General features: G+C 72.8%; 13 protein-coding genes and 1 pseudogene. 5 read left to right on the top strand and 9 right to left on the bottom strand.

What is annotated here, in order from left to right; all coding sequences use genetic code 11:
• Positions 1-124: 124 nt before the first annotated feature.
• Positions 125-2,218, bottom strand: a pseudogene (locus WCD74_RS09555) (prolyl oligopeptidase family serine peptidase); the annotation flags it as partial.
• A 92-nt stretch (positions 2,219-2,310) separates the two neighbouring features.
• Between WCD74_RS09555 and WCD74_RS09560 the strand changes: the two are divergent.
• Both WCD74_RS09560 and WCD74_RS09565 read left to right on the top strand, forming a co-directional pair.
• Entirely contained in the window at positions 2,311-2,529 is a 219-nt protein-coding gene (locus WCD74_RS09560) for a type II toxin-antitoxin system HicA family toxin (protein ID WP_337694608.1), read from the top strand.
• The gene (locus WCD74_RS09565) at positions 2,526-2,906 is read left to right on the top strand and encodes a type II toxin-antitoxin system HicB family antitoxin (protein WP_337694609.1); all 381 of its coding nucleotides are present in this window, start codon (positions 2,526-2,528) and stop codon (positions 2,904-2,906) included. Before WCD74_RS09560 ends, WCD74_RS09565 begins: the two co-directional genes overlap by 4 nt.
• A 16-nt stretch (positions 2,907-2,922) precedes the next feature.
• On the opposite strand, the gene WCD74_RS09570 is transcribed toward WCD74_RS09565, so the two are convergent.
• The 4 genes from WCD74_RS09570 to WCD74_RS09585 form a co-directional block, all read right to left on the bottom strand.
• Positions 2,923-4,191, bottom strand: coding sequence for a 5-methylcytosine restriction system specificity protein McrC (locus tag WCD74_RS09570; RefSeq protein WP_337694610.1), 1,269 nt, complete (start codon positions 4,189-4,191; stop codon positions 2,923-2,925).
• Between the two features lies 1 nt (position 4,192).
• The gene (locus WCD74_RS09575) at positions 4,193-5,689 is read right to left on the bottom strand and encodes an AAA family ATPase (protein WP_337694611.1); all 1,497 of its coding nucleotides are present in this window, start codon (positions 5,687-5,689) and stop codon (positions 4,193-4,195) included.
• A gap of 27 nt (positions 5,690-5,716) precedes the next feature.
• Positions 5,717-6,739 (bottom strand): alpha/beta fold hydrolase, encoded by a 1,023-nt coding sequence (locus WCD74_RS09580; RefSeq protein ID WP_337694612.1) that lies wholly within the window; start codon positions 6,737-6,739, stop codon positions 5,717-5,719.
• A gap of 66 nt (positions 6,740-6,805) precedes the next feature.
• Positions 6,806-7,546, bottom strand: coding sequence for a PadR family transcriptional regulator (locus WCD74_RS09585; protein WP_337694613.1), 741 nt, complete (start codon positions 7,544-7,546; stop codon positions 6,806-6,808).
• A 116-nt stretch (positions 7,547-7,662) separates the two neighbouring features.
• On the opposite strand from WCD74_RS09585, the gene WCD74_RS09590 reads away from it, so the two are divergent.
• Complete coding sequence (locus tag WCD74_RS09590; protein ID WP_337694614.1) at positions 7,663-8,991, top strand: MFS transporter; 1,329 nt, start codon at positions 7,663-7,665, stop codon at positions 8,989-8,991.
• On the opposite strand, the gene WCD74_RS09595 is transcribed toward WCD74_RS09590, so the two are convergent.
• Genes WCD74_RS09595 through WCD74_RS09610 form a run of 4 tightly spaced genes read right to left on the bottom strand, consistent with a single transcriptional unit; the run spans position 8,948 to position 11,361 of the window.
• A complete protein-coding gene (locus WCD74_RS09595; protein WP_337694615.1) occupies positions 8,948-9,199 on the bottom strand; it encodes a DUF6295 family protein in 252 nt (83 codons plus the stop codon). The two genes, WCD74_RS09590 and WCD74_RS09595, sit on opposite strands and share 44 nt — an antisense overlap.
• A complete protein-coding gene (locus WCD74_RS09600) occupies positions 9,199-9,963 on the bottom strand; it encodes a dienelactone hydrolase family protein (RefSeq protein WP_337694616.1) in 765 nt (254 codons plus the stop codon). Before WCD74_RS09600 ends, WCD74_RS09595 begins: the two co-directional genes overlap by 1 nt.
• 7 nt (positions 9,964-9,970) lie before the next feature.
• On the bottom strand, positions 9,971-10,510 hold the full coding sequence (locus WCD74_RS09605) for a fumarate hydratase C-terminal domain-containing protein (RefSeq protein ID WP_337694617.1): 540 nt from the start codon (positions 10,508-10,510) through the stop codon (positions 9,971-9,973).
• Entirely contained in the window at positions 10,507-11,361 is an 855-nt protein-coding gene (locus tag WCD74_RS09610; protein ID WP_337694618.1) for a fumarate hydratase, read from the bottom strand. Before WCD74_RS09610 ends, WCD74_RS09605 begins: the two co-directional genes overlap by 4 nt.
• 49 nt (positions 11,362-11,410) lie before the next feature.
• Here WCD74_RS09610 and WCD74_RS09615 point away from each other — a divergent pair, with 49 nt between their 5' ends.
• Complete coding sequence (locus tag WCD74_RS09615; protein ID WP_337694619.1) at positions 11,411-12,709, top strand: D-arabinono-1,4-lactone oxidase; 1,299 nt, start codon at positions 11,411-11,413, stop codon at positions 12,707-12,709.
• On the top strand, positions 12,696-13,706 hold the full coding sequence (locus tag WCD74_RS09620; protein WP_337694620.1) for an alanine racemase: 1,011 nt from the start codon (positions 12,696-12,698) through the stop codon (positions 13,704-13,706). The genes WCD74_RS09615 and WCD74_RS09620 overlap by 14 nt, the downstream gene beginning before the upstream one ends.
• Positions 13,707-13,776: the final 70 nt, after the last annotated feature.

The raw sequence follows: 13,776 nt of genomic DNA on the forward strand, positions 1-13,776 counted from the left end.
GGCACCCACCTCCTGGCAGAGAGCATGACAAGCCCGGGCCCGGTTCTTCATATCCGTCGCCCACGCGGATCGACGGTGTGGAGAACCTGGCGCTGGGTGCAAGCAGTGACGCATTGCTTGCACGTCAGCCGCCCCCGACCACCCGCCGGCAGAACTCCAGCACCAGCGCCCACTGGAACGCCCGCTGCGCGTTGTCCGCCGCCCCGCCGTGGCCGCCCTCGACGTTCTCGTAGTACTCCACCGGATGCCCGTACTCCCGGAGCCGCGCGACGAACTTGCGCGCGTGGCCGGGGTGGACGCGGTCGTCCCGGGTCGAGGTCGTCACCAGGATCGACGGGTACGAGGCGTCGCGGGACAGGTGCTGGTAGGGCGAGTACCGCGAGATGAACGCCCAGTCCTCGGGCACGTCCGGCTCGCCGTACTCCGCCTGCCACGAGGCGCCCGCGAGCAGCAGGTGGAACCGCCGCATGTCCAGCAGTGGCACCATCACCACGACCGCCCCGAACAGCTCCGGGTACCGCGTGATCATGACGCCCATGAGCAGCCCGCCGTTGGACCCGCCGTGGATCGCGAGCTGCTGCGGGGTCGTGATCCCCCGCTCGACCAGGTCGCGGGCGACCGCCGCGAAGTCCTCGTACGCGCGGTGCCGGTGCTCCCGCAGCGCCGACGTGTGCCACTCCGGGCCGTACTCACCGCCGCCCCGGATGTTCGCGACGACGTAGGTCCCGCCCTGCGAGATCCACCCGAGACCCATCACGCCGGAGTACGACGGCGTCAGCGAGATCTCGAACCCGCCGTAGCCGGTCATGAGCACCGGGCCGGACTCCGCGGACTCCTTCCCGACGACGAAGTACGGCACCTTGGTGCCGTCGTCGGACGTCGCGAAGAACTGCTGCACGGAGACCCCCGTGGCGTCCCACGAGGCGGGCGCGGACCGCAGGGTCTCGAGGGGCGCGTCCTCGTCCGCCGAGGCGCCCAGCACCGTCCGCGCGAACGTCGACGGCCGGGTGAACCCGTCGGTGTCGAGGAAGACCTCGTCGGACTCGTCCGGGTCGGTCCCGACGACGGCGACCTCGGCGAACGCCTCGCCGGTCGGCAGCTCGCGCCGGGTCCAGCTCCCGGGTGCCCACTGCTCCGGTCCCGAGGGCGGGGTGAGCACCTCCAGCCGGGTCGCCACGTCCTCGAGCACGGTGAGGATCAGGTAGCTCTTCGTCCACGACCACCCCGACAACGACCGCGACGCCGTCGGCGCGAACAGCACCGTGTGCTCGCGGGAACCGCCGAGGAACCCCTCGGCGTCGAAGGCCAGGAGCGTGCCCGCCGCGTACTCGGTGCCCTCGACGGTCCAGGGCGAGCGGGTGCGGACGAGGAGCCACGCCCGGTCGAGGTCGGTGTCCGCGTCGGCCGGCGCGTCGATCCTCACCTGCGTCCCGTCGGGCCGGAGCACGAACTCCTCGACCGTGTGGAAGTCCGGGCTGCGCCCCACCATCTCGCGCTCGAACCCGCGCGTGCGGTCCTTGCCGGCGAAGGCGGCGACGTCGGACTCCTGCGCCTCGAAGACGACGGGCGCCTCGGCCACCGGCGTTCCCCGGGACCAGCGGCGCATCACGCGCGGGTACCCCGACGTCGTCATCGAGCCGGGGCCGAGGTCGGTGCCCACGAACACGGCGTCGTCGTCGACCCACGAGATCCGGCTCTTGGCCTCGGGCAGTGCGAAGCCGCCCTCCTCCGCCGTCAGGAACCGCTTGGCGTCGAGGTCGAACTCGCGCACGACCGTCGCGTCCGCCCCGCCGCGCGAGAGCTGGACGAGCGCACGGGTGTAGTCCGGCCACCGTGCGGAGGCGCCCGCCCAGACCCAGTTCTCGTCCTCGTCGCGGGCGAGCGCGTCGACGTCGAGCAGGAGCTCCCAGTTCGGGTGGCCGGAGCGGTAGTCGTCGAGCGTGGTCCGCCGCCAGAGGCCGCGCGGGTGCTCGCCGTCCTGCCAGAAGTTGTAGAGCAGCTCGCCCCGACGGCGGGTGTAGGGGATGCGGTCCTCGGAGTCCAGGACGGCCCGCAGCCCGTCGCGCAGCTCGCCGAACCGCCCGGTGTCGGTGAGCCGGCCCAGGCTCTCGGCGTTCCGCTCGCGAACCCACGACAGGGCCTCGTCCCCGGTGACGTCCTCGAGCCAGAGGTACGGGTCGTCGGTCTCGGGGGCGTCAGCGGAGGAGGTCACGTGATCAGTCTGCCTACCCGCGGGCGCCTTCGCCGGACTGCGCGCGGCTTCTAGCGCGCACTAGAACGTTGCTTCTAGGGTTGGGTAGAATTACGCTCGTGACCAAGGCCAGGGCGCTGGAGAAGCGCATCCGGCAGGAGGCCAAGCGTCAGCGCGTGTCCTGGACCCTTCTGCGGCAGGGAGCCAACCACACGGTCTACGACCTCGACGGAGTCGTCGTTCCCATCCCGCGCCACTCGGAGATCGGCGAGGGACTCACGCGGGAGATCTACAAGCAGTGCGAAGCGAAGCTCGGGAAGGGCTGGTGGCGGGCATGACGACCTACACGGCACGCGCCACGCGCGACAACGACCGCTACTGGCTGGTTCACATCCCGGAGCTCGGGCATTACACCCAGGCCCGCACCGTGTCCGAGATCGAGACCATGGCTCGTGACCTCATCGTCACGCTGAAGGGTCTCGAGCCGGACGCCGTGGATCTCGAGGTCGACATACAGTTGCCGGGCACTGCGCAGGAACACCTCGAGCGCGTCGAGACCCTCCGGACTCAGGAAGCCGAGGCTCGGCGTGCCGCAGCGGCCGAGGCGCGAGCGGCCGCGGCCGAGCTGAAGCGGGCCGGGCTGTCCCTCAGGGACATCGGCAAGTTGCTCGGCGTCTCCTTCCAGCGGGCGAGCCAGCTCACCTCCGACGTCTGATGGTGCTACGAGTCCACTACAGGCGTTCCTCGCGCACGGCATCCAGCAGCGCAGCGTTCGTAGGTACACCCGGCTCCGCCGTCACCGGCGCTGGCGGTCCGAGCCTGTCGGACGGGGCAGACGCCGGGATGAGCTTCCCCTCGGCGATCAGTTCTTCCCTCGGGTCGGCGAGCACGGGAAGGCCACGGCTCTCGATCGTCACCTCGCCCATCGTCACCTCGGCGCGCTCACCCCGTCCCGGCATGATCAGGACAGCGCGCTCGCACCGCAGCCGACTGCAGTAGGTGAAGACCTGGAACAGGTCGCCGGTCGAGGGGCGACCGTGATGCTTGTACTTGGCGTCGTAGACCACGACCGGGCGGCCGTCCCCGTCGTACTCGACGACGTCGGCGTAGCCGGTCACGCGGTCCGGTGGATCGGTGATCTGCACGGGGACCTGGCGGGCGAGCCGGTGTCCTGCCGGCGCCCCGGCGACGACGTGCTTCTCGACGAACGACTCCCACACCTTTGTCATCGGGAACAGGACAGCCGCCCCCTCCCGGTCGACGCCCTCGGGTAGGAGACTCGTCCCTCGGATGATCAGGATCGCGAGGTCGAACACCTCTCGCGTCTGCATCGGCAGGCGGGGTCGCGCTGTTCTGATCGTGCGATCGATGTCCGGGGGACGGCCCACGGCGGAGAGGGCGGGCGCGAGCGCGGCCAGGCGGGCTCGCGTCCGCGGGTGTCGGAGTGGAGCGCGTCGGACGAGGTCGAGGGCTCGGGCGAGGACCTGGTTGACCGCGATGTCCCGGGTGATGCGCTGAGCGCGCGTGACGAGGCGGTCCGCACGCCCGGCATGGCGACGGAGGTGGGTCGCGACGTCGGGCCGGCCGGCGAAGGGCGGCCGGGTGAACGTGCGTTCGACGTAGCCCTTAGGTAGTCCGCGGCCGACGAGACGCTCCAGGCCGTCGGCGAACGCCGTCGCGATGAGGTCGACGAGCCCGTCGTCCGTGCCGGCGGGCACGCGATCGTCGCGCAGGAGACTGGGGGCGCCGACGTAGGTGGCAAGCAGCGCCGCCAGGTCGGCGAGGTCGAACCGGCTGCGGATGTCGACCACGAGCCCACTCGGGAGGCGTAGCCGGCCGACGAACGGGCCGGGGACGATCCGGTGGGTCCCCGTCCCCGTCGGGGTCACCGACCGGATAACCCGGGTCTCGTCGTCGCCGTGCGTCAGCGCGACGACCGCCCGGAGGTCCTGGTCGACCAGGTCCACCTCCTGGGCGGCGTACTCCCGCAGTCGAAGCACCTCAGCTGCCCTCGCCGAGCAGGACGCGGACCTCCCGGTCGAGATCCTCGAGACGGTCGGGCCGGTCGAACCAGAGCTCGGCGAGGTAGGGCTGCACCTGGAAGGCCCACGTGCGCTCCAGCGTCGCGGCGTCGTCGCTGTCCATCCAGTAGGAGTGGCCGGGCGCCGAGGGATCCCCGCCGACCCGCGCGTCGATCAGATCGAACACGCGCAGTGGTAGCTGCGACGGATCGCCGTGAGCGGCCAGCCACCGCGTCAGGACCTCGCGGTCGGGACGGAGTGCGAACGCGTGGAACCGGCGACGGAGGGCGAAGTCGACGAGCGCGAGGCTGCGGTCCGCGGTGTTCATGGTGCCGAGCAGGACGACGTTCTCCGGCACGGAGAACTTCTCGTGCGAGTAGGGCAGGTGCGCCGAGTGGCCGCGGTACTCGAGCAGCATGAGGAGCTCGCCGAACACCGCCGCGAGGTCGGCACGGTTCATCTCGTCGACGACCAGCACGAAGCGGTCGTCCGGAGCCGCCTCAGCCTCGGCGCACAGGGTTCGGAACAAGCCGGGTCGTACGACGTAGTCCAGGCCGCCGGAGCGGGCGTCGACCTCGGGACGGAGACCCTCGACGAAGTCCTCGTAGGAGAAGGCGGGGTGGAACTGGACGACGCGGACGTGGTCGGGGGACGTTGCGAGGTGGGTCGCGAGGTGGCGGGCGACCCAGGTCTTGCCCGTTCCCGGCGGCCCGTGGAAGAAGGCCTGCCGCAGCCGGCCGTCGGTCAGGGCGGAGACCCAGCCGTCCACGGTCTCGACCGGGAGGTGGCAGGAGCGGGCGACGTCCGCGCTCGTCGTGACCGACGGGCTCCGCTGTCCCTTGTCCGGTCCTGGAGGATCGACGACCACGGGCGGATCCTCGCGGGCGGCGCGCAGCAGGGCCGTGAGGACCGCGTCGTGTTCCTGCGGGGCGACGTTCCACTCCCGGCGCCATGCGAGGAGGTCGTCGCAGAACCGGGCGTAGCCCTCGCCGCTGAAGGCGCGGTACTGCTGCGTGACGCCGGTGGCGACACGCAAGCCGTGCATCGTCGCATCGATCTGGATGCCGAAGCGGTCCGGGTCGCGGAGATACATCATCATGGTGAGCAGGGACGATCCGGCACCGGGCAGCTCTGAGCGGACCCGCAGCACCCGGGAGACGAGCTCGAGCGCGTCCTCCTCGGACGGACCCCAGAGCACGCGCATGGCCTCGTTGAGCTCCTCCATCCGCTCGGTGACCCGCAGGATCGAGTAGCCGGTGAACGCGGGCGAGAAGCGGTCCCGCCGCACGACCCCCTGGGACTCGTGCCGATTGAAGACGCCCCCGAGCTCGATGAACTCGTCGTGGGTCATGCGTCCGGCGCGTGCGTCGAGGAGTCGCCGCGCCTCGTCCTCGGCCTCGACCCGCGCGGGCACGAAGCGCGGGCCGAACTGATCGCGGACCTGCCTCAGGACCTCGCGTACCGATGGGGTCGTCATGAGCGCGCAGCGTAGGAGGAGTGCGGATCACGTCCGCTCAGGGGCGGTGGCCGTAGACCGGGCCGGCGCCGACCCGCCGCCCGGACGAGCGCCCGAGCGCAGGAGCTCGCGCCACTCGGCGCCGCTCCAGTGCGCCGGCTCCGTACTCGCGAGGAACTCCCGCACGACGGCGAGGAAGCGCTGCGGGTCGGAGTGGAACGGGAAGTGCCCGGCGCGCTCGAACACCTCGAGCCGACTGCCGGGCATGGCCTCGTGGGCGGTGCGGCCGTGCTCGACCGGGACCACCACGTCGTCGGCGCCCCACACGAGCAGGGTCGGCATCCCGACGGTCAGGTAGCACCGGTCGAGCATCGTCACGACCTGTCCGCGCCAGTCGACGACCGCGCGCAGCGTGCGCAGGAAGGCCGAGCGGCTGGTGGCGTCGGGGAGGGCGTCGACGAGCCGGACGAGGTCCTCGGCGTCGCGGCCGAGTCCGGTGTCGAGCTGCTGCAGGACGCGCAGGGCGAGCTCGGTCGGGAACCGCACGCCCGGCCAGCCCAGGACCGGCAGCAGCAGGTCGGCGAACGGGAGCGACGCGGCCCGCAGCGCCGGGGTGACCGACTGCGCCACCCCGCCCGCGCCGACGAGCACGAGCCGTTCGGTGCGCTCGGGGTACTGGTAGGCGAACTGCATCGCGACGCCCCCGCCGAGCGAGTGGCCGACCAGTGTGGCGCTGTCCACGTCGAGGACGGCGAGCAGGTCGCGCATCCCGTTGGCGTAGGCGCCGATCGAGTAGTCGCCGCGGGGCTTGTCGGAGCCGCCGTGGCCGAGGAGGTCGGGGGCGATCACGGTGTGGTCGCGCGCGAGGTCGTCGAGCAGCGGGCCCCAGGTCGAGGAGTCGTCACCGATCCCGTGGATCAGCAGGAGGACCGGGCCGGAGCCGGCCCGGCGGAACGCCCGCCGGTAGCCGTGGACCACGCGGTACTGGAGCGCCCACCGCTCCCCGGCGACCCGGCGTGCGACCGGACCGGGGGACGGTGGGGCGCTCCCTCCCGCGAACAGCCCGAGCACGTGCTCCTCCTCGTCGTCATCGGCGACGGTCGAGGCTAGGAGCGCGGTGTGACGGGCGTGTTGCGATCACGAGGTCTCGTCGGTGGGCTCGTCCTCCGGGGAGTCGTCCACCTCCGCGAGCAGCAGGTAGAGCCGACGGCGGGCCTCGTCGAGGACCTTCGTCGCCTCGGTCACCTGCTCCGGTGACCCGACCTGGGCGATCTGCGCGACCGCCCCGGCGAGCCCGCGACCCGCGGTCCGCAGGTCGCCGAACCCGTCCTGGGCACCGGCCTCGACCTGCGACCACACCGCGTCCAGCTCGGCGGCGTGCTCCTCGGTGTAGGTGCGCCCGGCGTCGGTGAGGTGCACGACCGTGCGACCCTCCGACTTCTCGGTGCTCACCAGGCCCTCGTCGGCCAGCTGCGCGACGGTCGGGTAGACCGACCCGGGGCTGGGCTTCCACGAGCCGCCCGAGCGCTCGGCGATCTCCTGGATGATCTGGTAGCCGTGCCGCGACTCCTCGCGGAGCAGGGCGAGGATGGCCAGCCGCACGTCACCGCGCGAACGCCGCCCCCGGCCGTGGTGGCGACGACGCTCGTCGTCCGGGCCCCACGGACCGGCGAAGGGGCCACCGGGACCACGTCCGCCGCGTCCACGGCCACCGCCGGGACCCCCGGGGCCGAAGGGCGGCCCGAAGTCCATGCCGAAGGGGCCACCGCCCCGTCGACGGGCGAAGTCGCGGCGGGGGCCGCCGGGCTCGCCGTGCTGATGGGGACCGTGATGTCCCCGCTTGTGCGCCCACTCCGGGCGCTCGTTGATGTCGAACATGTCGTTCGATCCTTCCGTCGATGTACGCCGACTGTCGGCGATGGCTAAACGATATATCGCGAATGCTCGTCGTGCAACAGCCTGTTGGCCGACGGCCCGATCGGCCACCCCCGGGCGTGAGCACCGAGGAGGCCGACCCGGCCCTCGTCCGCCGGGCGATCGCCGCCAGCGCGGTCGGCAACGCCACCGAGTGGTTCGACTACGGCGTCTACGCGTACGTGGCCGTCGAGATCGGCGACGCGTTCTTCCCCGGCGAGTACTCGACGCTCGCGACGATGCTGGTCTTCGCCGTGAGCTTCGTGCTGCGTCCGCTCGGAGGGGTGTTCTGGGGCGCCCTCGGCGACCGGATCGGGCGCCGGTCCGTGCTGGCCGGGACGATCCTGCTGATGAGCGTCGCGACGTTCGGGGTCGGCGTGCTGCCCACGGTCGCGAGCATCGGGGTTGCGGCGCCTCTGCTGCTGATCGTGCTGCGGATGGTGCAGGGCTTCGCCACGGGCGGCGAGTACGGCGGAGCCGCGACCTTCATGGCCGAGTACGCCCCGGACCGGCGCCGCGGGTTCCTCGGCAGCTTCCTCGAGGTCGGCACGCTGTCCGGCTTCACCCTGGCGATCGCGGTGGTGGCCCTGACGGAGCTGGCCGTCGGTCCGGACGCGATGGCGGCCTGGGGCTGGCGGGTCCCGTTCCTGCTGGGGCTGCCCCTGGGCCTCGTCGGGCTCTACCTGCGCGCCCGGCTCGAGGACACGCCGGTGTTCCGGGACCTCGAGGAGCAGGGCGCCCCGGAGGGCTCGCGGCTCCGCGAGCTCCTCCGGGACCACCGCCGGCCGCTGCTGGCGCTCGCCGGGCTCGTCGTGGCCCTGAACGTCGCGAACTACACGCTGATCACCTACACCCCGACCTACCTGCAGGAGACCATCGGGTTGGGGTCGGGCGAGACCGACCTGCTCCTCGCGATCGGGCAGGGCGCGATGATCCTCGTCCTGCCGCTCGCCGGCGCGTGGTCCGACCGGGTCGGCCGCAAGCCGCTCTGGTGGATCTCCCTGGTCGGGCTGTTCGTGCTCGCGATCCCCATGTACCTGCTCATGGCCCAGGGCTTCGTCGGGGCGCTGGTCGGCTTCTCGGTGCTCGGGCTGGTCTACCTGCTCCAGCTCGGCACGATCTCGTCGATGTTCCCGGCGATGTTCCCCACGCAGGTCCGCTACGTCGGGTTCGCGACCGCCTACAACGTCTCCACCGCGGTCTTCGGCGGGACCGCGCCGGCTCTCAGCGAGGGCCTCATCGACGCCACCGGGTCGAACCTGGTCCCGGCCGTCGTCATGATGGCCGGGTTCGTGGTCGGCATGGTGGCGCTGTGCTTCGTGCCGGAGACCCGCGGGTGCTCGCTGCGCGGCCGGGAGACGCCGATCAGTGGAACTGCGCCCGCTCGACGGTCACCTCGAGCGCCTTGAGCAGCTCCCGCGCCGACTCGAGCGAGAGCTCGACGGCGACCCGCGAGCCCGGCGTCCCGCCAAGGAAGTCGATGTTCACGGTGTGCGCGTCCGGCGCGTGCACGGGGTGGTCGTAGTAGACCGTCGCCTCGCTCATCGCCTGCCAGCCCTCGCGGGTCTTCCCCGACGACCGCTCGAGCGCGACCTTCTCGGTCGAGTAGGTGCACATCAGTTGCTCCCCACGACGTCGGTGACGAGGTGCCGGGCGAGGAAGTCGGCGATCTTCCGCCACCCGTCGACGGCGGCCTCGGGCCGGTAGGACGGCCGGTCGACCGAGAAGAACGCGTGCCCGGCGCCGTCGTAGCGGTGGAACTCGTAGGTCTTCCCGTGCTCCTGCAGGATCTTCTCCAGCTCGTCCACCTGGTCGGGCGAGGGGTAGGAGTCGTCGTTGCCGAACAGGCCGAGCAGCGGGGCGCCCAGCTCGGGGACCCGGTCGGCGAGCGGGGAGACCTGCAGCGGGAAGCCCTCCGGCGGGGTCCCGACGACGAACGCGCCGTAGCAGTCCACGGTCGCCTGCAGGTCCACGTCGATGCCGGCGAGCACGGCCTGCCGGCCGCCCGAGCAGAAGCCGATCGCCCCGACCGCGCCGGTCGCGTTCGCGAGGCTGCGCAGCCAGGCCGCCGCGCCGCGGGCGTCGCCGACGAAGCGCTCGTCGGGCACGCCGCCCTGCGCGCGGGCCGTGGCCGCGGCGTCGTCGGGCTCGGCGTCCGGGGCCTCGCGGGTGTAGAGGTTCGGGCAGATCGCCGCGTAGCCCATCGTCGCGAAGCGGCGGGTGATCTCCTTGGACTCCCGGTCGTACCCGGGCATGTGGTGGATGACGATCATGCCCGGGTGCGGCCCCGGGTCCAGGGGTCGGGCGGTGTAGGCCTCGATGAGCTCGTCACCGTGGCCGCGGATGCCGGTCGTCTCCGCGATGATCGCGTCGTAGCGCATGGGTCCACTATCGCCGGTAGCGCGCCGGGCCGTCGTCGTAGAGGTCGCCACCGTGCAGGTCGTTCACGACGAGCGCGGGGAAGTCGACGATCGTCAGGCGGCGGACCGCCTCGGCGCCCAGGTCGGAGTACGCCACGACCTCGGCCGAGGTGATGCACCGCGACAGCAGCGCCGCCGTGCCCTCGATCGCGCCGAAGTAGACGCAGCCGTGCTCGAGCATCGACGCCTTGACCTCGGCGTTGCGCCGCCCCTTGCCGATCATCGCGGCCAGACCACGCTCGACGAGGGCGGGGGAGTAGGCGTCGCAGCGGCTCGCGGTGGTCGGGCCGGCGCTGCCGATGACGTGGCCGGGGCGCGCCGGGGTCGGCCCGACGAAGTAGATCGTGGCGCCGTCGACGTCGAACGGCAGGTCCTCGCCGGCGTCGATCGCCTCGACGAACCGGGCGTGCGCGGCGTCCCGAGCGGTGTAGACGGTGCCGCTCAACGTGACCGGGTCGCCGGAGTGCAGCGCGGCGGCGTCGGTCAGCGGCAGCTGCAGGTCCGTCACAGGGTCACCGCCCGGACCCGGTGGGAGTGGCAGTCCAGGTTGATCGCGACGGGGAACGCGGCGATGTGCGTCGGGTAGGCCTCGACGTGGACGGCGACCGTGGTGACGGTGCCGCCGAAGCCCGCCGGGCCGATGCCGGTCGCGTTGATGGCCTCCACCAGCTCCTGCTCCAACGAGGCCAGCGCCGGGTCCGGCGACGGCGAGCCGGTGGGGTCGCGGGTGAGCGCCCGCTTCGCGAGCACCGCCGCCCGGTCGAAGGTGCCGCCCATCCCGATCCCGACCGTCACCGGCGGGCTCGCGCTCGGGCCCGCCTGCTCGATCGTCTCGACCACGAACCGCTTCATCCCCTCGACCCCCGCCGCCGGGGTCAGCATCCGGAGGGCACTCATGTTGTCGCAGCCCGCGCCCTTGACCAGCAGCGTCAGCTCGATCCCGGAGCCCGGCACCAGGTCGTAGTGGACCATCGCCGGGGTGTTGTCGCCGGTGTTGACCCGGTCGACGGGCGAGCGGACGAGGCTGGCCCGCAGGTAGCCGTCGGTGTACCCCGCGGCCACACCCCGGTCGATCGCCTCCGCCAGCGAGCCGCCGGTGAAGTGCACGTCCTGGCCGATCGTCAGGAACACGACGGCGTACCCGGTGTCCTGGCAGAAGGCGATCTGCTCGGCGGCGGACACCCGCGCGTTCTCCAGCAGCCGGTCGAACACCTCGCGCCCGATCGGCGACTCCTCGGCGTCCCGTCCCCGCTCCAGGGCGGCGACGTGGTCGGCCCGCAGCTCGTGGTTGGCCTCGACGCAGAGCGTCCGGACGGCCGACTCGACCTCGGCCACGTCGACCGCGCGCACCTCGCTCACGAGCCGTGCGTACCGCAGGCGCCACCGTCGCGCACGCGCGGGTGCCAGCATGGACCCCGTGACCTGGCGCAACTGGGCGGGGAACCAGCGGACCGAGCCGACCCGCCGGGTCGTCGCGCGCACCACCGAGGACGTGGTGGCGGCCGTGAAGGCCGCCGCCCGGGACGGGCTGCGCGTGACGGCCACGGGGTCGGGTCACTCCTTCACCGCGATCGGCGCGCCGGACGGGGTGGCGCTCGCGGTGCCCTCGCAGGGCGTCCCGGAGGTCCGCGAGCTGCTGGCCACCGTCCCGGCGGGCATGACGATCCGCAGGCTGAACGCCGCGCTGTGGGAGCAGGGCCTCGCGCTGCCGAACCTGGGCGACATCGACGCGCAGACCGTCGCGGGGGCGGTCTCGACCGGCACGCACGGCACCGGTGCCCGGCACACCGGCATCGCCGCGCGGATCCGGGCGATGGCGATGGTGCTCGCGGACGGCACCACGATCACGACGAGCCCGACGGAGCACCCGGAGATCTTCCACCACGCGCGGGTCGGGCTCGGGGCGCTCGGCGTCCTCACCGCGCTGACCCTCGAGTGCGTGCCGGCCTTCCACCTCCACGCCCACGAGTCGGCGCGGCCCCTGGAGGAGGTGCTGGAGGGCTTCGACGAGCTGGCCGGGCAGCACGACCACGTCGAGTTCTACTGGTTCCCCCACACCGACGTCGCCGCGACGAAGGTGAACGACCGGACCACCGACACCCGACCGGCGCGGAGCCGGATCGGGGCGTGGGTCGGCGACGAGCTGCTCGGCAACGGGGCCTTCGAGCTGGTGTGCCGGCTCGGGGCGGCGGCGCCGCGGGCCGTCCCGACGCTGAACCGCATCATGGCCGGGCAGATGGCGAACGCCGAGTACGTGGACCGCTCCTACCGCGTGTTCACCAGCCCGCGACGGGTCCGGTTCAAGGAGATGGAGTACGCCGTGCCGCGGGCGGCCCTGGGCGAGGCGGTGGCCGGGCTGCGCGCGGCGGCCGCCCGGCACGCGGCCGACGTGACGTTCCCGGTGGAGGTGCGGGTGGCCGCGGCCGACGACGTCCCGCTCTCGACCGCCTCGGGCCGCGACAGCGCCTACGTCGCCGTCCACGTCCATCACCGCCGCCCGCACGAGGCGTACTTCGGCGCCGTCGAGGAGGTGATGACCGCGCTCGACGGGCGCCCGCACTGGGGCAAGCTGCACACTCGCACCGCGGCCGAGCTGGCCTCGTCGTACCCGGGGTTCGCCGGATTCGTGGCCCTGCGCGACCGGCTCGACCCCGAACGCCGCTTCGGCAACCCCCACCTCGAGAGGATCCTCGGTGCACCTGGCTGACCTCCGGACCCCTGCGCTCGTCGTCGACGACGCGGCGCTCGAGTCGAACCTCGCGGCGATGGCCGCGCGGTGGCCGGGGGAGACGCTGCGCCCGCACGTCAAGGCCCACAAGACGACGGCCCTCGCGGCGCGCCAGGAGGCCCACGGCGCGGTCGGCTTCACCTGCGCGACGCTCCGCGAGGTCGAGGGCATGGCCGCCGCCGGGCTGGGTCGCGACCTCCTGCTGGCCAACGAGGTCCTCGACACCCGTCGTCTGGGCCGGCTGGTGGCCGACGGCGCGCGGGTCACGGTCGCGGTGGACTCGCCGGAGACGGTGGCGGCCGCCGCGGCGGGCGGGGTGCGCGAGGTGCTCGTCGACGTCAACGTCGGGATGCCGCGGTGCGGATGCCGCCCGGAGGAGGCGAGGGCGGTCGCCGACGCCGCCCGGGCCGCGGGGCTCGCGGTGCGCGGGGTCATGGGCTACGAGGGCCACCTGCAGGCGTGGCCGGACCCGGACGAGCGGGCGCGGCTCACCGACGAGGCCATGACGCGCCTCCGGATGGCGCACGCCGAGGTGGGCGGGGACGTGATCTCCGGCGGCGGCACCGGGACCTCCGCGTGCAACCCCTGGGTCACCGAGATGCAGGCCGGCTCCTACGCGCTGATGGACTCCGCCTACACCGCCGCCGGGGTCGGGTACGCGCAGGCGCTGCACGTGCTGGGCACCGTCGTGCACGTCTCCGCGACCCGACCGGACATGCCGGCCTACGCGGTCGCCGACGTCGGGCTGAAGGCGCTGGGCATGGACCACGGGAACCCGACGATCCCCGAGGCGCAGGTGTGGTTCTGCTCCGACGAGCACGTGACGTTCGCCCCCGACGGGCCGGTGCGCGTGGGGGACCGGGTCCGGGTGGTCCCCGCGCACGTGGATCCGACGGTCGCCTACCACGAGCGGATGCACGTGGTCCGAGGCGACGAGGTGCTCGAGACGTGGCCGGTGGACCTGCGCGGGTGGTAGGTGGTTAGTCCTCCCCCGGCCACGGGGTACGGGATGCGGCAGCAGCAGACGTACAGCGCCGCCGGTCATC

The organism is Actinomycetospora aurantiaca, assembly GCF_037401875.1.
Taxonomy (GTDB): domain Bacteria; phylum Actinomycetota; class Actinomycetes; order Mycobacteriales; family Pseudonocardiaceae; genus Actinomycetospora; species Actinomycetospora aurantiaca.